This is a genomic window from Mycobacterium sp. NGS48, from assembly GCF_059812585.1.
The window spans coordinates 28,696-46,479 of the sequence record NZ_JCALCY010000003.1 but is presented as its reverse complement, the minus strand read 5'-3'; the positions used below and the strand labels follow the sequence as shown (position 1 = coordinate 46,479).

General features: G+C 65.4%; 16 protein-coding genes. 4 read left to right on the top strand and 12 right to left on the bottom strand.

The window, feature by feature from the left end:
• Positions 1-22: 22 nt before the first annotated feature.
• The 3 genes from AC5Y42_RS07055 to AC5Y42_RS07045 are packed head-to-tail and all read right to left on the bottom strand — an operon-like array spanning position 23 to position 2,454.
• Complete coding sequence (locus tag AC5Y42_RS07055; RefSeq protein WP_499896874.1) at positions 23-751, bottom strand: hypothetical protein; 729 nt, start codon at positions 749-751, stop codon at positions 23-25.
• Positions 752-789: 38 nt separating this feature from the next.
• A complete protein-coding gene (locus AC5Y42_RS07050) occupies positions 790-2,166 on the bottom strand; it encodes a WXG100 family type VII secretion target (RefSeq protein WP_499896873.1) in 1,377 nt (458 codons plus the stop codon).
• A 3-nt stretch (positions 2,167-2,169) separates the two neighbouring features.
• On the bottom strand, positions 2,170-2,454 hold the full coding sequence (locus tag AC5Y42_RS07045) for a WXG100 family type VII secretion target (protein WP_499896872.1): 285 nt from the start codon (positions 2,452-2,454) through the stop codon (positions 2,170-2,172).
• A gap of 113 nt (positions 2,455-2,567) precedes the next feature.
• On the opposite strand from AC5Y42_RS07045, the gene AC5Y42_RS07040 reads away from it, so the two are divergent.
• Entirely contained in the window at positions 2,568-2,750 is a 183-nt protein-coding gene (locus AC5Y42_RS07040) for a hypothetical protein (protein WP_499896870.1), read from the top strand.
• 264 nt (positions 2,751-3,014) lie between these two features.
• Positions 3,015-4,388: an HNH endonuclease signature motif containing protein gene (locus AC5Y42_RS07035; protein WP_499896869.1), complete on the top strand. Its 1,374-nt coding sequence runs from the start codon at positions 3,015-3,017 to the stop codon at positions 4,386-4,388.
• 4 nt (positions 4,389-4,392) lie between these two features.
• Here the strand turns inward: AC5Y42_RS07035 and coaD are convergent, their stop codons facing one another.
• From coaD to AC5Y42_RS07005, 6 genes are read right to left on the bottom strand one after another with little or no spacing between them, the layout of a single operon-like run.
• Entirely contained in the window at positions 4,393-4,875 is a 483-nt protein-coding gene (coaD, locus tag AC5Y42_RS07030) for a pantetheine-phosphate adenylyltransferase (protein ID WP_499896868.1), read from the bottom strand.
• 23 nt (positions 4,876-4,898) lie between these two features.
• Positions 4,899-5,453 carry a 16S rRNA (guanine(966)-N(2))-methyltransferase RsmD gene (rsmD, locus tag AC5Y42_RS07025; protein ID WP_499897540.1) on the bottom strand — a complete coding sequence of 185 codons (555 nt, stop codon included), beginning with the start codon at positions 5,451-5,453 and terminating at the stop codon, positions 4,899-4,901.
• On the bottom strand, positions 5,450-8,833 hold the full coding sequence (locus AC5Y42_RS07020; RefSeq protein WP_499896866.1) for a pyruvate carboxylase: 3,384 nt from the start codon (positions 8,831-8,833) through the stop codon (positions 5,450-5,452). Before AC5Y42_RS07020 ends, rsmD begins: the two co-directional genes overlap by 4 nt.
• A 15-nt stretch (positions 8,834-8,848) precedes the next feature.
• Positions 8,849-9,475, bottom strand: a complete 627-nt coding sequence (locus AC5Y42_RS07015; RefSeq protein WP_499896865.1) for a vitamin K epoxide reductase family protein — start codon at positions 9,473-9,475, stop codon at positions 8,849-8,851.
• Positions 9,472-10,227 carry a DsbA family protein gene (locus AC5Y42_RS07010; protein WP_499896863.1) on the bottom strand — a complete coding sequence of 252 codons (756 nt, stop codon included), beginning with the start codon at positions 10,225-10,227 and terminating at the stop codon, positions 9,472-9,474. The genes AC5Y42_RS07015 and AC5Y42_RS07010 overlap by 4 nt, the downstream gene beginning before the upstream one ends.
• A 58-nt stretch (positions 10,228-10,285) precedes the next feature.
• Complete coding sequence (locus AC5Y42_RS07005; protein ID WP_499896862.1) at positions 10,286-11,353, bottom strand: alpha/beta hydrolase; 1,068 nt, start codon at positions 11,351-11,353, stop codon at positions 10,286-10,288.
• Here AC5Y42_RS07005 and AC5Y42_RS07000 point away from each other — a divergent pair.
• Together AC5Y42_RS07000 and AC5Y42_RS06995 are read left to right on the top strand one after the other, a co-directional pair.
• Entirely contained in the window at positions 11,352-12,185 is an 834-nt protein-coding gene (locus AC5Y42_RS07000) for an aldo/keto reductase (protein ID WP_499896861.1), read from the top strand. The two genes, AC5Y42_RS07005 and AC5Y42_RS07000, sit on opposite strands and share 2 nt — an antisense overlap.
• Before the next feature lie 4 nt (positions 12,186-12,189).
• Complete coding sequence (locus AC5Y42_RS06995; protein WP_499896860.1) at positions 12,190-13,035, top strand: aldo/keto reductase; 846 nt, start codon at positions 12,190-12,192, stop codon at positions 13,033-13,035.
• 24 nt (positions 13,036-13,059) lie between these two features.
• On the opposite strand, the gene AC5Y42_RS06990 is transcribed toward AC5Y42_RS06995, so the two are convergent.
• The 3 genes from AC5Y42_RS06990 to AC5Y42_RS06980 are packed head-to-tail and all read right to left on the bottom strand — an operon-like array spanning position 13,060 to position 17,677.
• Positions 13,060-13,773 carry an HNH endonuclease family protein gene (locus AC5Y42_RS06990; protein WP_499896858.1) on the bottom strand — a complete coding sequence of 238 codons (714 nt, stop codon included), beginning with the start codon at positions 13,771-13,773 and terminating at the stop codon, positions 13,060-13,062.
• A complete protein-coding gene (gene recG / locus AC5Y42_RS06985; protein WP_499896856.1) occupies positions 13,770-15,989 on the bottom strand; it encodes an ATP-dependent DNA helicase RecG in 2,220 nt (739 codons plus the stop codon). Before recG ends, AC5Y42_RS06990 begins: the two co-directional genes overlap by 4 nt.
• Positions 15,990-15,991: 2 nt before the next feature.
• Positions 15,992-17,677 carry a DAK2 domain-containing protein gene (locus AC5Y42_RS06980; RefSeq protein WP_499896855.1) on the bottom strand — a complete coding sequence of 562 codons (1,686 nt, stop codon included), beginning with the start codon at positions 17,675-17,677 and terminating at the stop codon, positions 15,992-15,994.
• Positions 17,678-17,784 lie beyond the last annotated feature (107 nt).

Genomic DNA, 17,784 nt, shown 5'->3' with positions numbered 1-17,784 from the left:
TCGGCACTCGTTGCGGGAGATCCTATTCAACGTCAAACTGCTCGTCACGGAGCCGCTGGAGCGCCCGGCCATCGGTCAGTTCGGCGCGGCTTTCCGGGTGTTTCCAATAGTGACGGATCATCCAGTACAACGCAGTGCCGCGCGGAACGAAGTAGTCCAGACCGTTGATGACTTGCGGTGCGTCATCTTTCATGACCATGACGGCCGGAAATCGCCCTTTGCCGTCAGGAGCTTCATCGGTGATGTCAGTGACGTCGGCCCAGGATCCACGTTTGGTGAAGAAAATGTCAGCAGTTTCGAACCCACGTGGTGTTAACCGGACATGGCCTACTCCACCCCGAGCCATGGCACTACCCAATCCGATGAAACACCAGAGCACGATGAATCCCATGACGATCGGATAAAAGACCCGCTGCCCGGCGGTCATCATCGGGATGTCGAGCCCACCACCCGGCACAAACACGGTAAATAGCGTCCCGCTTGGAATAAACGCCACGATGGCGATACAAAACAGCCAGCTGACGGTCCGGTCGGCGCTCAGCATTGTTCCGGTGGAGTCGGATTCGGCCCGCAGCCTGACATGACCGAGATGGACCATGATCATCGCTAATACGATGCTGCACAAGGAAATCGCGAACCCAAGCATAACGATTGCTGTCAGGTATTCGCCACGAGCCACGACGATCGCCGACCAGGTAGCGCATAGCACACCGAAGGCTGCAGCGCCGATCAACGTAACGACCACAAGCACCGGTAGCCTTTCACGCCAGTGCTCGGGTCTTGGCAGCTCTAATACGGACAAACCACGTCACCCACTTTTGCGCCGACGCCACCGAGACCAAAACTTCCTCCAATCGCGCCGACACCAGCGAGGAAGGGGACAAAGAACGGAGCGCCTGGACCTGTCGCAGCGCCGGCCGCCGCACCGCCCTCAGCAGCAGCCCAACCACCCCCTGATCCGAAGATCCCGGAGATTGCCGCTACGCATGCGTCATGGCGGCTCTCAGCAGTCGCCATGTCGTAGGCCATGGTTCCGATGCCCAGCGCTGGACCGGCGAACCGTGCGGCTTTCCCGACGTCCTCCACCGATCCTGCGGTCAGCATGGGTATCCCGCCGCCTCTTTCGGCATGTTTCTCCAAGCCTGTGAGTGCGCCTCCGACTGTGGTAAGCACCGGATGAGAGAAGAAGGGGCTACTGGCAGGAACTACTCCGTGTCGACCGTCGGCGGTCGTCACCCCCGCAGTGCGGGATCCGTCGGGTGTCTCCGTCACCGTCAAGTTCGTCCTGTCTGCCCAAGTGACGCTGGTGTACTTGACCTTGGTCGAGGGGTCCCGCCACGAGCCGGTGTCCGAGATCAGGGCGCCGTCTCTACCGATGTGCTCGACGGACACGAAGTCCGACTTGGACGGGTCGAACCACGGATCGTATTTGGTGATTATCTGTTTGCTGCCGTCCTGCATCGTCACCGTGGTGACGTCGTTATTCCATTTGTCTTTGGTCCGTCTGCTCTCGCGGACCGCGACTCCCATGTCTTCGCCGCGAATCCTTCCCTGCTCCGCCAGACCCTGCATGGTTCGGGGATTGGGCACCTCGTCGGCGGGCTGAGACGGTCCTTGAGGGAAAAGTGATTCCATCGACTCCGGGCCTGGCTGCGTATAGCCGGCTTTTTTTGCAGCAGCCTGTACGCCGGCCGCAGTCTCATCGTCGGCGTCGCCAACCGCCGACAGCAGCCGATTGATGGTCGCTTGCTCTTGCTCCGCCTGCTTCTGAAGGGCCGCTGCCTTCTCCGCAGAGATCCGCGCCGGCTTGATTAATACCACCCACTGATCGGTGACGTGGAGTTCTCCTTGGTCGATCTCGTTTGCCTCGTTCAGTAAGGCAGTTCGCGCGCTACCGATGGAGCTAGCACCTTTCGAGAGTGCGGTGGCGATCCCATTCATGTAATGGGCGAAATCCGAAGCTTCCCTGGTCCCGCGCTGGAACATTCTGGTCGCCGCAGCGTGCGAAGCGCCCTCCCACGTCCCCGCATCCGGCAGGCGCTCACATCCGTCATCGATCCCGCGAACGGCGCCGTAGATCGACTGCCCCCCAGCGTTGACGCCTGAGGCCGCGGCCGTCAACGATTCCGGATTCCAGCCTTGCAGCCGAGGACGCGACGGCAACACCGCTCAGAACAATCCGTCGAAGCCGTTTGCCAGAGCATCATCGGTCACCTCGAACCGATCACCGGCACCACGTACGGCAACCCCCATATCGCTGACATTCTTTGCGATCGTTTTCGCGAGCGTCGCCACATGCTCGCTAACCACATGGGCCGCCACTTGGGTTGCAGATCCGGCAAGACCATCGGCGGCCGTGCTAACCATGTGCCCGACATCTGCACCATGTATCGCCGCGGACGCGGTTTCAATCTCACCCGCGAAACCACGCAGAAGCTCAGGGTTCACTCGCATTGTTGGCCCCCTCGCGCCCACCGTTCACATACGGCCTTAAGTTCACATCAGCCAAACGCTTCTCTGGACGACAATATTCGAACTTGTGCGTGCCGTCGCGGAAGAATCACACTATGTGTGGTTGGTCGCCATGCAAGATCGTCGAGCGACCGAGCTGGGCGCACTACGAACTCGACGGTGATCGCGTCGCGCTCTGCGCCTCCGAAGGAACCGTGGCAGAACACCGGTACACGTTGCTCGGCGTCCTGTTCCGCCAACAGGTGCGAACCGCTCTGCTGGATGTGATCGCCGAGTAAGAACCCGCGCTCCACGTGTCGGTCCCGCGCCGGAGTATTCGCCGCATCAAAACCAGTTGGGGCTCCTGCAACCGAGAGACCAAGCGCTCTTGGTCACCGTCGTCCTGGGACCGACGTGTTGCTGGGCACTGCGGAATTCGCCACGGCAGCCGTTTAGCAGATCAGGAACAGCGAGCTCTTAAATCACTGAATTAACTTGTGTCACTGTAGTTCTGCCTGTGGATAACCGCAGCGGTCGTCGCCGCCTTCCGGTATCATTCGAATATGCGTTCGAATAGCCGGGAAGAGATCGACGAGGTCTTCGATGGGCTGGCCGCATACCTCAAACGCGCCCTGGACCTGTGCTTTGACGGGCTGACCACGCCTGAGCGGCTGGTCATGCTGCAGCGGTGTGAGACGCTGCGCCGCCAGCTGCCCGCCGTCGAGCATCCGCTGATCAACCAGCTCGCCGAGCAGGCCGACGAAGCCGAACTGGGGGGCAAGCTGTCATTTGCGCTGGCCGAGCGGTTACAGATCACCCGCGCCGACGCAGCCCGCCGCATCGGCGAAGCCGCCGACCTGGGTCCGCGCCGGGCGCTCACCGGTGGACCGTTGGAGCCGCTGTTGGCCGCGACTGCCGAGGCCCAGCGCGCCGGACGCATCGGGGCCGGGCATGTGGCGGTGATCCGAAGCTTTTATCACCGGCTGCCCGACGCCGTGGATGTGGAAACCCGCGAGCGTGCCGAAGCCCACCTGGCCGAGTTGGCCGGCGAGCATCGCCCCGACGACTTGGCCAAGCTGGCCGACCGGCTCACCGACTGCCTCAACCCCGATGGCGATTTCACCGACACCGACCGCGCGCGGCGTCGCAGCCTGATCCGGGGCAAACAAGACATCGACGGCATGTGCCCGATCACCGGATACCTGACCCCCGAAGCCAGCGCCACCCTGGATGCCGTGTTGGCCAAGCTGGCCGCCCCGGGCATGTGCAACCCCGACGACCCCACCCCCTGTGTGAGCGGCACCCCCTCGCAGGAGGCCATCGAGCGCGACACCCGCAGCATTGGGCAGCGCAACCATGACGCGCTGATCGCCGCCGGCCGTGCGCTGCTGGCTTCCGGCGATTTGGGTCAGCACAACGGGCTACCGGCGACGATCATCGTGTCCACCACGCTGGCCGAGCTCGAGGCCGGCGCCGGCAAAGCCCTCACCGGCGGGGGCACCCTGTTACCGATGTCTGATGTGATTCGGCTGGCCTCCCACGCTCATCATTACCTGTCGGTTTTCGACAAGGGCAAGGCGATCGGGCTGTATCACGTCAAACGGCTGGCCTCACCGGGTCAGCGAATCGTGTTGCACGCCAAGGATCGTGGCTGCACGTTCCCCAACTGTGATGTGCCGGGCTACCTCACCGAGGTTCACCACGTCACCGACTTCGCCCAATGCCGGAAAACCGACATCGATGATCTGACCCTGGGTTGCGGGCCGCACCACAAACTGGTCACCTCCGGCGGCTGGAAAACCCGCAAACTCAAAAGCGGTGATACCGAATGGATCCCACCCCCACACCTCGACCACGACCAACCAAGGACCAACAACTACCACCACCCCGAAAAACTGCTACGCGAAAGCGACGGCCAGGATGACGACGTTCCGTAACGAATTACCTACCGCGCGAGAGCTTTTCGGCCAGCCGACGGTTGACGGGTTCGGGCAGCAGCTCCGATACGTCGCCACCCATCGACGCGACCTCCTTGGCCAGCGACGACGACACGAAGGAATACCGCGGCGCGGTTGCGACGAAAAACGTGTCCACCCCGGCGATGTGCTTGTTCATCTGCGCCATCTGCAGCTCGTACTCGAAGTCGGTGCCGGTGCGCAGCCCCTTGACGATCGCGGTGAGCCCCCGCGACCGGACGAAGTCGACCACCAGGCCCTCGCCCGACTCGACGCGAACATTCGCCAAATGTGGAGTGGATTCCTCGATCATCGCGATTCGCTCGTCGACGCTGAACATGCCCTTTTTATTTGGGTTGACCAGTACGGCGGCCACCACTTCGTCGAATTGCACGGCCGCGCGCTCGAGGATGTCGACGTGTCCCAGCGTCACCGGGTCGAAGGATCCTGGGCACACCGCGCCGCTCATGGCTGACGACGCTACACGCTGGCTCAGGACCGTTCGGCGAGCTCCAACCGGGTGTCACCGTAAACCCGCTGCTGCCAGGGCCGCCAGCCGGTCGGCCAGGTCAGCGGCGGGCTGCCGGCCGCCCGCTCCAGCACAACGACGGCGCCGGGTGCCGTCCACCCGTGCGCGGTCAGCGCAGCCAGCAGCGCTTCGATTTCGGCGGCGTCGACGGCATAGGGCGGATCGGCCAGCACAAGGTCGACCGGCGCGGGTGTGCCCGCTGCTACAACCGTCGAGACGTTCCCGCGGCGCAGCGCCGCGCCGGGCAGCCCGAGGGCCGCAATGTTGCGCTCGACGACGGCCGCGGCCTGCCGATCGGACTCGACGAACAGCACCGACGCCGCGCCCCGCGACAACGCCTCCAACCCCAGGGCGCCCGAGCCCGCGTAAAGGTCCAGCACCGACATCCCGGTCAGATCGATCCGTGCCGTCAACACGTTGAACAGCGATTCGCGGACCCGATCGGTGGTTGGTCGGGTTCCCCGCGACGGCACCGCGATGCGCCGGCCCCCGGCGACACCGCCGATGATGCGGGTCAGCGCAGCACCACCAGCAGGTCACCGCCCTCCACCTGGGCGGTGGCCGATACCGCCACCCGTTCGACCGTCGCATCGGCGGGAGCGGTGATCGGCGCTTCCATCTTCATCGCCTCGATCGTTGCGATGGTCTGCCCGGCGCTCACCTGGTCGCCTTCGGACACGCCAATGGTGACGACGCCGGCGAACGGGGCCGCGACGTGGCCGGAATTGCCACGGTCGGCCTTTTCTGCCGCCGGCACCGTGCTGGCGATGCTGCGGTCGCGCACCTCCACCGGTCGCAGTTGGCCGTTGATGATGCACATCACCGTTCGCACGCCGCGCTCGTCGGGCTCGGAAATCGCCTCCAACCCGATCAGCAGTTCCACACCGGGTTCCAACTGGACGCGGTGTTCCTCGCCTTGGCGCAGACCGTAGAAGAACTGGTTGGCCGACAGCTGCGACGTGTCACCGTAGGCTTCCCGATGCGATTCGTATTCCTTTGTCGGACCGGGGAATAGCAATCGGTTCAGGGCGGCCTGTCGTTTGGGCCCGGGCTCTGCCAGCACCGTCTCGTCGTCTGCGGAGAGCTCCGGTGCGGGTTTGGCGGGCGCACGACCGGACAACGTCGCGGTGCGCAGCGGCTCAGGCCAGCCGCCGGGCGGATCCCCCAACTCGCCACGCAGGAAACCCAGCACCGACTCGGGTATGTCGAATCGGGCCGGCTCCGAGGCGAATTCCTCGGCGCTGACCCCGGCCCCAACCAACGCCAGCGCAAGGTCACCCACCACCTTCGAGGTCGGCGTGACCTTGACCAACCGGCCCAGCAGCCGATCGGCGGCGGCGTAGTTGACTTCGATCTCTTCGAAACGATCGCCCAGACCCAGGGCAATGGCCTGCTGGCGCAAATTGGACAACTGCCCGCCGGGGATCTCGTGGTCGTAGACCCGGCCGGTCGGCGCGGGCAGCCCGGATTCGAAGGGGGCGTACACCTTTCGCAGCGCCTCCCAGTACGGCTCCAGATCGCACACCGCAGCAAGCGACAGCCCAGTGTCGTATTCCGTGTGCGCGGCCGCAGCCACGATCGAACTCAGCGCGGGCTGGCTGGTCGTTCCCGCCAATGGTGCAGCGGCACCGTCGACGGCGTCGGCCCCGGCATGCCAGGCCGCGACATAACTGGCCAGTTGCCCGCCCGGGGTGTCGTGGGTGTGCACATGCACCGGCAGGTCGAAGCGGCTCCGCAATGCGCTCACCAGTGCGGTCGCGGCGGGCACCCGCAACAGCCCGGCCATGTCCTTGATGGCCAGTACATGCGCTCCGGCGTCGACGATCTGCTCGGCGAGTTTGAGGTAGTAGTCCAGCGTGTAGATGTTCTCGTCCGGATCGGCCAGGTCGCCGGTGTAGCACATCGCGACTTCGGCGATGGCAGAACCGGTTTCGCGTACCGCGTCGATCGCCGGACGCATCGACTCGACGTTGTTGAGCGCGTCGAAGATCCGGAAGATGTCGATTCCGGTTGCGGTGGCCTCCTCGACGAACGCCGTGGTCACCACTTCCGGGTACGGCGTATAGCCCACGGTGTTGCGGCCACGCAGCAGCATCTGCAGGCAGATGTTGGGCAGCGCTTCACGCAGCGCCGCCAACCGCTCCCAGGGATCCTCCTTCAGAAAGCGCAGCGCCACGTCGTACGTCGCGCCGCCCCAGCACTCCATTGACAGCAATTGCGGTGTGAGCCGCGCAATGTAGGGCGCCACGGTGAGCAGCCCGAGGGTCCGCACCCGGGTGGCCAGCAGCGACTGGTGGGCGTCGCGGAAGGTGGTTTCGGTCACCCCGACTGCTGCGGATTCCCGCAGCCAGCGCGCAAAACCCTCCGGCCCCAACTCGACCAGCCGTTGCTTGGAACCCGGCGGTGGAGCGGCCTCGAGGTCGACCTCGGGCAGCTTGTCGTGCGGATACACCGTCGACTGCCGAGCGCCATGCGGCTGGTTGACGGTGACGTCGGCCAGGTAGTTGAGGATTTTGGTGCCGCGGTCGGCCGACGCACGCGCCGTCAGCAGTTGCGGACGCTCGTCGATGAACGACGTGGTGATGCGGCCGGCGCGAAAATCCGGATCGTCCAACACTGCTTGCAAAAACGGCACATTCGTCGACACACCGCGGATCCGGAACTCGGCAAGCGCGCGCCGGGCACGGTTCATCGCCGTCGAAAAGTCACGGCCCCGGCAGGTCAGCTTGACCAGCATGGAGTCGAAATGCGCGCTGATCTCCGCACCCAGATGGGTGCTGCCGTCCAGCCGGATGCCCGCCCCGCCCGGGCTGCGGTAGGCGCTGATTCGTCCGGTGTCGGGCCGGAACCCGTTGGCCGGGTCCTCGGTGGTGATCCGGCACTGCAGCGCTGAGCCGTGGGGCCGAATCGCGTCTTGGCGCAGACCCAAGTCGTCGAGAGTCTCCCCGGCGGCGATCCGCAGCTGGCTGGAAACCAGGTCGACGTCGGTGATCTCCTCGGTGACGGTGTGTTCGACCTGGATGCGCGGATTCATTTCGATGAAGACATGCTCGCCGCGCTCGTCGAGCAGGAACTCCACGGTTCCCGCGCAGCTGTAGTCGATGTGGCGGGCGAAGGCGACCGCGTCGGCGCAGATCTTCTCCCGCACCTGCGGGTCGAGGTTCGGCGCGGGCGCCAGTTCGATGACCTTCTGGTGGCGACGCTGCACACTGCAGTCCCGCTCGTAGAGATGGATGACATTTCCGTGGGTATCGGCCAGGATCTGCACCTCGATGTGGCGCGGGTTGATCACCGCCTGCTCGAGATAGACCGTCGGATCCCCGAACGCCGACTCGGCCTCACGGCTGGCCGCTTCGATGGCCTCGGGCAGCGCGGTGATGTCGTTGACGCGACGCATCCCCCGTCCGCCGCCACCAGCGACCGCCTTGACGAACAATGGGAACCGCATATCGCCGGCCGCCGCCACCAACTCGTCGACCGATGCCGACGGCTCCGAGGATGTCAGCACGGGCAGGCCCGCTTCGCGCGCCGTCGCGATCGCGCGGGACTTGTTGCCGGTCAGCTGCAACACCGCGGCGCTCGGGCCGACGAACGTGATCCCCGCCCTTGCGCAGGCGTCAGCCAATTCGGGGTTCTCCGACAGGAATCCGTATCCGGGGTACACCGCGTCGGCGCCTGCGCGGCGGGCGGTTTCGACGATCTCGTCGACGGACAAGTAGGCCCGAACCGGATGCCCGACATCGCCGATCTGGTAGGACTCGTCAGCCTTGAGCCGGTGCACCGAATTGCGGTCCTCGTATGGGTAGACCGCGACGGTGCCCACGCCCAGCTCGTAGGCGGCGCGGAACGCACGGATCGCGATCTCACCGCGATTGGCGACCAGCACTTTGGAAATCACACGCGCCCCTTCGTTCTAAAGAAGTGTCGACCAGTAATCCCAGAACCGCGTGAAGATCAGCAGAATGAGCGCCGTGAACCAGAGCGCGGTGAGCGACCACCGCCAATGGTAGAGCGCCCGGACGACCGGGCCCCTGTCGGCAACATTGAAAGCGATCGACCCGACGACCACCAGCAGCGGGACGGTGACCGCCCACACCACCATGCAGTACGGACACAGCGCACCGATCCGGTACAGGCTTTGGAAGATCAACCAGTGCACGAATCCCGTGCCGGCCAAGGTACCAAGCGCCAGTCCGATCCAATACCACTGCGGCAGAGCCACTTTGGCGATAGCCAGCACACCGGTGACCACGACGACAGTGAAGGCGACAATACCGATCAACGGGTTGGGGAAGCCGAGCAGCGATGCCTGCGGGGTCGCCATCACCGAGCCGCATGACAGCACGGGATTGAGGTTGCACGACGGCACATACGACGGGTTCATCAACAGCTGGATCTTCTCCACCGTCAGTGTCCCCGAGGCGATCAGCCCGACCACTCCGGCGACCAGCACCCACCACGCGCTGCTGGCCGCTACCGCAACTTTGGGCGCCGAATCTTCGAGCGGCTCACCGGGTTGCGCCGACACCGCGGTGGTCACGGCGCCGGCGGCCTCACCGCCGTGTCGAGGCCCGGCACATTCCCGACGATCTCTTTGATCTTGGCGACCAGCGCGTCAGGTGTCGAGGGGTCGTAATCCTGTCCGTTGATGCGGATGGTCGGTGTGGCATGAATATCGGTGGCCGATGCCATCCCGTCGACCATCGGGGCATATTTGCCGCTGTTGATGCAATCGGGAACTTTGCCAACGACGCCGGCTTGGCGGGCGAGTTCGATCAATCGAGCATTGTCCGGGTAGGTGCCGCCGACTTCCTCGGGTTGCACGTCTTTGGTGAACAGCTTGGCGTGGAAGCGGCCGAAGGCGTCGATGGACTCGTCGGCGACGCAATAGGCTGCCGCGCCGGCCCGCGTCGAATAGTCGTCGTTCTGCGGCCTGCTGAGAATGCCCACCATGTAGTAGTCGGCGGCGATCGCGCCGGACTCGATCAGCTTGGACACCGTCGGACCGAACGTCCGCTCGAAGTTGCCGCACGCCGGGCACAGGAAGTCCTCGTAGAACGACACGACGGCTTTAGGGTCCTTGGTTCCGTCCTTGGTGACCAGCGCGCTCGAGGTCACCCGCACCGCCCGGCTCTCGCGGTCACCCTTCTTGTCGTGCGAGATGACGATGTAGCCGACCAGCACGACGGCGAAGATCAGCACGATCGCCGTCAGCCCGGTCCGGATCGCGATGTCGCGTCGCCGTCCGGCTTTCTTCAGGTCATAGGCGGGGCGTTTCGGTTTGTCGGCCACAGGTTTGCTGATCCTCCGTTGTCGATGGCGCTGGCGATCGACACTAGAGTAACGGAGCTCAGACCCGGCTGAGGTGGGCGCGCAGCGCCGAGACCAGTTCAGTCGTCGCGGTCGCACTGCCGCCGCCGAGCGGGAACAGATTCGCGAATACATGGGTAAGTGATCGGAAGCAACGCAGGTCGACGGCGTTGCCGGCGGCTTGCAGGGCCCTCGCATAGCGCTCGCCCTCATCGCGCAGTGGGTCGAAGCCCGCAATCGCGATAAGCGCGGGCGGCAGCCCCGACAGGTTGTCGGCTTGCAAGGGCGACACCCGCGCGTCGTCCGGTTCGACGCCAGAACCGCCGAGGTATTGCTCATGGAACCAGTCGATATCGTGCTTGGTCAGCACGAAACCGTCGGCAAAGAGGGTGCGTGAGCGGGTCGGAACGGTGTGATCGGTGATCGGGTAGATCAGCCACTGCAGCACCGGGGCCGGGCCGCCGTTGTTGCGTGCCAGCTGTGAGACGACCGCCGCCAGGTTGCCGCCCGCACTGTCGCCCCCGACCGCGACCCGGCCGGGGAGGGCGCCGAGTTCGCCAGCGTGCTCGTGTGCCCATTGGAAGGCCGCATAGGCGTCGTCGACCGCGGCCGGCGCCGGATGCTCAGGCGCCAGCCGGTAGTCGATCGACAGCACGTGAATATCGGCGTCGCGGCAGGCCAACCGGCACAGCGCATCATGGGTATCCAGGTCGCCGATCACCCAGCCACCGCCGTGGTAGAAGACCAGTAGCGGCGTCGGCTCGGTGCTGGCCGGGCGGTAATGGCGGACCGGAATGTCGCCGACCGGTCCCGGTATCAACACATCGGTAACTTCGACGTGAATCTGCGATCCACCGAACCCGAGGGACATCATCCGTGCCTGGGCCCGCGAGGCGCTCGGGTCGTTGTCGACGACCAGGCTGTTGATCCCCGCCGCCCGTTGCGCAGCCAGCGTGAGCTGCAGTGTGGGATCCAGTGTGTTGCCGTCGATGGTGACCGAACGGCCGCCGGTCAGCAGTCGCTTGGCGCGGGTCGGGATCCAGGGGATGATCTTGACGCCGATGTTGGTAGCGGTGTTCTGCAGGCGGCCTGGCAGACTCCTTGTCATGGCTGCTCCCCTAGTCAGGCTGAACGACGGTAATTGCGTTCCGGCGGTCGGATTCGGTGTTTTCCAAATTCCACCTGCGGACACCGAGCAGGCGGTGGGCGCCGCCCTGCGAGCCGGTTACCGGCATATCGACACAGCGGCGGCCTACCGTAATGAACGTGAGACCGGGCGTGCGGTAGCGGATTCCGGTGTGCCCCGCGACGAACTCTACTTGGTCACCAAGTTGTGGAACGCCGACCAAGGCTACGACAGCACATTGGCGGCTTTCGACGCCAGCATGGATCGGCTCGGAATCGACTATCTCGACCTCTACCTGGTGCATTGGCCGCTGCCTGAGCTCAACAAATTCGTCGACACCTTCAAGGCGTTCGCCAACCTCCGCGACCAGGGCCGGATCCGGTCCATCGGGGTGAGCAATTTCGAGCCCGAGCACCTGCAGGTTCTGATCGATGCCACGGGCATCGTGCCCGCTGTCAACCAGGTGGAACTGCATCCGCGGTTGCCCCAGACCGCGCTGCGGGAAGTCCACGCCCGCCTTGGCATCGCGACCGAAGCCTGGAGCCCGCTCGGGCAGGGCTCGCTGCTTACCGACCCGACCATTACCGCCGTCGCCGATAGCTGCGGCCGCACGCCCGCGCAGGTGTTGATTAGGTGGCATATCCAACTCGGTAATATCGTGATCCCGAAGTCGGTAAACCCTTCGCGGATTGTGAGCAATTTCGACGTGTTCGATTTCGAACTCAGCGCAGAGCAGATGGCGTCGATCTCCTCGCTCGACGACGGGACCCGGCTTGGTCCTGATCCACGTACCTTCAATTTCACAGGCAGGTGAGACGATGACGGGCGCCGCTAGCCCCTCTATCCCTTCCGTATTACTCAATGACGAGAACACCATGCCGGTGCTCGGTCTCGGCGTCGCGGAATTGTCGGACGACGAGACCGAACGCGCGGTATCGGCGGCGCTGGAGATTGGGGTCCGGTCGATCGACACCGCGGCGGTGTACGGCAACGAGGCCGCCGTCGGCCGCGCGATCGCAGCATCGGGGATTCCCCGCGCTGAACTGTTCGTCACGACCAAGCTGGCCAATGCCGACCAGGGATTCAGCACCTCACAGGAGGCCTGCGACGCCAGCCTGGAGCGGTTGGGCCTCGAGTACGTCGACCTGTATCTGATCCATTGGCCGGCCGCGCAGTTGGGCAAATATGTGGATAGCTTCGGCGGCCTGATCCAGGCGCGCGGAAACGGCCTCACCCGGTCGATCGGCGTGTGCAACTTCGCCGAGGAACATCTGTCGATGGTCACCGACCTCACCTTTGTGACACCGGCGGTCAACCAGATCGAGCTGCACCCGCTGCTCAGCCAGGTCGAGTTGCGCGAGGTCAACGCCCGGCAAAACATCGTCACTGAGGCCTACAGCCCGCTGGCGGTCGGCAGGCTGCTGGATCATCCGACGGTGACGTCCATTGCCGGCGAGTACAGCCGGACGCCTGCGCAAGTGCTGATCCGGTGGAACCTGCAGTTGGACAATGTCGTCATCCCGCGATCGAGCAAACCCGAGCGCATCGCGGCTAACTTCGACGTGTTCGATTTCGAGTTGGCCACCGAGCACATGGACGCCCTCAACGGGCTCAACGACGGCACCCGGGTGCGCGAGGATCCGCTGACCTACACCGGCGTGTAGCTGTTCGTCAGTTCGCCCGACCAGCTATCCGATCGGACATTTGTCTGCCGCCTGACGCAGTACGTCGGCCGACGCCTGGTCGATTGGCAGCGCGTAACCACGCAGCACGGCGATGAACTGCATGCCGTACTGGCACCAGAACGCGGTGTTGGGCGGCATCCACAACGCCGGCTGAGAATCGCTCTTGTCCTCGTTGGCTTTTCCGGCGACCGCCAGCAGGTTGGCCGGATCGTTGGCGAAGCGCAGCCGCTGCGGAAACGGCCAGGCGTATGCGCCCATGTCCCAGGCCAGCGCCAGCGGGACGATGTGGTCGATCTGCACCGACGCGCCCACCCGCGCGCCGCGCCGAAAGTCGACGGTGGCATTGGTGTAGGGGTCGTGCAGCGTGCCGGTCGCCACGGCATCCGGGCAGCGTTTGATGAACACATAGGTCTTGTCGAGCAAATCACGATTGAGGATGTCGTCGCGGGTGTCGCATCCGTTGTGTCCATCGGGCGCGTCGTTGTCGTCGGTCCATGCATCGCCGAACGCGTCACGCCGATAGTCATAGCGATGGAGTCTGCTGGGCACCACTACAATTCCGGCCAGTACGTCGACGCCGGGTTGCACCGTCGGGACGTCGGCACGCGCGGCGAACTCCTCCGCCCGATCACCGGCAGACGATGCCAACACCTGATAGGCGATCACCACCGCAAGCACCGCGACCGCGGAAAGCCAGAGCAGCGACTTCCGGGTCATGATTTATCCAGGTATTCGATGCGCTCGGTGCCGGTGAACGGTGCGGCCAGCAGCGCCAGCCCGGCGTTCGCCGGGTCTTCGTCGTAGGCGTGCTCGCAGATGTCGCGCGCCGCCTCGATGATTTCCCGGTGATCGGCCAGTGAGAGCAGTCGTAGGGTAATCGCACGGCCGGATTGGTTGCGGCCCAGCACATCACCTTCGCGCCGCTCCTTGAGGTCGAGATCGGCCAACGCGAACCCGTCCAGCGTCTCGGCGACGGCGCCCAGTCGCGCGCCCGCGTGAGAAGTCGGCGACGACCAGCTTGCCAGCAGGCACAGGCTGGGATGAGCGCCGCGGCCGATGCGGCCCCGCAGTTGATGCAACTGGCTGATGCCGAAGCGGTCGGCGTCCATCACGAGCATCACCGTCGCGTTCGGAACGTCGACGCCCACCTCAATCACCGTGGTGCATACCAGCACATCGATTTCACCGGTACGGAACGCTGTCATCACAGCATCTTTTTCGTCGGCGGGTAACCGACCGTGCATGAGCCCCAGCCGCACACCGGCCAGCTCATGACGCTGCAGCCGGGCGAACAGCTCTACCGCTGTCGTTGACGGCCGTTGGCCTTCCTCAGTCTGGCCCTCATCGGTCTCGTCGATGCGGGGTGCGACCACATAGGCCTGGCGGCCGGCGGAAACCTCCTCGATGATGCGCTGCCAGGCGCGGTCCAGCCAGGCGGGCTTGTCTTTGACGAAGATCGTTCTGGTGGTGATCGGTTGCCGCCCGCGGGGCAGCTCGCGCAAGGTCGAAGTCTCCAGATCGCCGTAGACCGTCAGCGCGACGGTCCGCGGGATCGGCGTTGCGGTCATCACCAGCAGGTGGGGCGTAATACCCGCGGGAGCCTTGGCGCGCAATTGGTCTCGCTGCTCGACGCCGAACCGATGCTGCTCGTCGACCACCACCATGCCTAGCCGGTGAAACTCGACCGCGTCCTGCAGCAGCGCGTGGGTCCCGACGACGATACCGACCTGCCCGGAGGTGATCTCGTCGCGAACCTGTTTCTTCTGCCCCGCCGACATCGACCCAGTGAGCAGCCCAATCCGGGTAGCGCGGTCAACTCCGCCGAGCTGGCCACCCATCGCCAGCGGGCCCAGCACATTACGAATTGATCGGACATGCTGTGTTGCAAGGACTTCCGTCGGCGCCAACAGTGCGCACTGGTAACCGGCGTCGACCATCTGCAACATGGCGAGCACCGCGACGATGGTCTTGCCCGAGCCGACTTCACCCTGTAGCAGCCGATTCATCGGGCGAGTCGCATCGATTTCGCGGGTCAAGGTATCGAGCACGTCACGCTGGCCGGCGGTCAACTCGAACGGCAACTGCCGCAATAGTTCTTGCGCCAAGCCGTCCGCGCGGGGCGGCGCGGCCGGACCGGATTCCGACAGCTCGCCGTGCCTGCGCGTCACCAGCGCCCATTGCAGACCCATGGCCTCGTCGAAGGTCAGCCGCTGCCGGGCGTGTCGCCGCTCGGCTTCGTCCTCGGCGAGGTGAATCGCCCGCAGCGCGCGGTCCTCGGAGATCAGATCGTGCTCGGCGAGCACCCCGTCAGGCAGCGGGTCAGGTATGGGGTCGAGCACCGCGAGCACCTGCCGCACGCACGAGTAGATGTCCCAGCTTTGCACTTTCGTGCTGGCCGGATAGATCGGGTAAAACGCCCGTTCGAACGCCGACTGCAGCACCTCGCCGCTGACCGCCTGCGACGCTTCGGCGATCATGCGCAGTGACCTGCTGCCGTGGTCTTTGCCATCCGGGGAGTTCAGCACGAGGAAGTCGGGATGGGTGAGCTGCATGGCGTTCCGGAAATACCCAACCTCCCCGGACAGCATGACCCGGGTTCCTTTGGTGAGCCGCGCCTCGGTCCACTTCTTGACGTGAAAGAACGTGGCGGTCACCTTGTTTCGCCCGGAGCCGATGGTGATGACCAGATACTTTTTCTTGGGCTTCTTGGTCGTCCACCGTGTCTCCGCGCCGGCGATGGTGTCGACAAGCGTGACATGTTCGCCCGCCGGAGGCCGTTCGGGGCCGACACCGCGAACCGTCGTGCCTTCGATGTAGCTGCGCGGGTAGTGCCGCAGCAGGTCGTCGACGGTGCGGATACCGAACACGTCGTCGAGTGGTCCGGCGGCTTTGGCGCCGAGAACGTAATCCAGTCGGTCGGTCAGCACCGCCATCGCTACTCGACCCCGATCAGCAGCGCGTCACCCCGATGCCCGGTGCGGTAGGTGACCAACTCGGTGCCGGGATGGTCGTCGTGGACATGCTGTTGGAGGGCGTCCCCGACCGCGGCGTCGACAGCGGTGCCGGTCAATACCGTCATCAGCTCACCGCCGGCTGCCAGCAGCAGATCGATCAAACCGATTGCCGCCGCGGTGATGTCGGGGGCCACAATCAGCACCTCGTCGCCGGCGATGCCCAGACCGTTGCCGGGCTCGCAGGGTCCGGCGAAAGTCAGTGCCTTCTCGGTCGCGATGCGCACCGACCCGTGCCGCGCGCCCCCGGCGGCGTGGGCCATGGTGTAGCCGTCGTCGACGGCCGGCCTGCCGGGCTCGTGGACCGCGAGCGCGGCCAGCCCCTGCACCATCGACCCGGTCGGCAACGGCACCACGTCGATGCCCCAACCGATGGCCGCGGTGCAGCCGGCCACCAGTTCTTCGGCGGCCACGTACCCGTTGGGCAGCACCATCACTTGTGCCGCACCGGTGTCCACCACCGCGCGCAGCAGCTGCTGGGCACTGACGACCGTGGATGGGTCGGCGGCGTCGGGGTCCGGTTGCAGCACACAGGCGCCCTCGCCGGCGAACAACTGTGCCGCGCCTTCCCCGTCGACGACGGCCAGCACGGCCCGTTCCCGCGTCCAACTGCCCGGCGGCATCCCGGTCGCGCCGCCGGTCAGCGCCGAGATCTGGATCCGGCGCGGGCTGCCGAATGCCAGACCGGCCTCGACTGCGGCACCGGCGTCGTCGGTGTGCACGTGTACCGAGTAGCCGCCGGCGGCATCCGCGGCCTCCGACGCCGAAGTGGCGATCGCCACCGAATCACCCAGCTCTGCGAGTCGGTCCCGCAGCGCATCCGCACCATCGGCGTCGCAACCCTCCAACAGGTACATCACCTCGAACTTCGGAGCGCGCTGTTCGGCGACCGGCTCGGCCGGTGCCCGGCGCGGCGACGGCTCGTACACGGTGCGGGCGGATGCCTGGCCGGTGATCGTGGAGTGCAAAGCGTCCAGCAAAACCAGCAAACCGCGCCCGCCGGCGTCGACCACGCCGGCGTTGCCCAGCACATCGAGCTGCTCCGGGGTTTTCTCCAGCGCAATCACCGCAGCGTCCGCGGCGGCGATGGTCGCGCGGGCCAACCCTTCGTCGGCGTTCGCGCACTGCTCGACCGCGCTGGCGGCGGCCTGCAGCACGGAGACGATTGTCCCGGCAACTTCTTGGCCGCCCATCGAGGCGACAACCAGAGCCACCCCCTGCCGCAGCGCCGAGCCGAGAACCGCTGCGTCGATGTGGCGCAGCTCACCTTCGGTCTGGGCGGCGGCGCCCGCGGTGACGTCGGCGATGCCGCGCAGGATCTGGGACAGGATCACTCCGGAGTTGCCGCGGGCGCCGTTCAGGGCGCCGGCCGACAGCGCCGCTGCTACTCGCAAAACGTCGCCGGAGCCGGCTTCGGTGTTGGCCTCAGCCAGCGCGGAGCGCATGGTGAACAGCATGTTGGTGCCGGTGTCGGAATCGGCGACGGGGAACACATTGAGGCGATTGATCTCGTCGATGTGGGTGATCAGGTCGCTGACCGCGGTATGCGCCCAGTCTCGCAGGGCAGACGCGTCCAGCAGGCGATCCGGCGTGTCCACCTCGGCGCCCATCTGTCACCTCCTCCCGCCTCCTCCGGTGGGCGCAAGCCTAACCAGTGACGACGACAGGACTGGTCATAAGGTGTCCCGGGGTTGTTGGTCGTTTTGGCGCTTGCGCC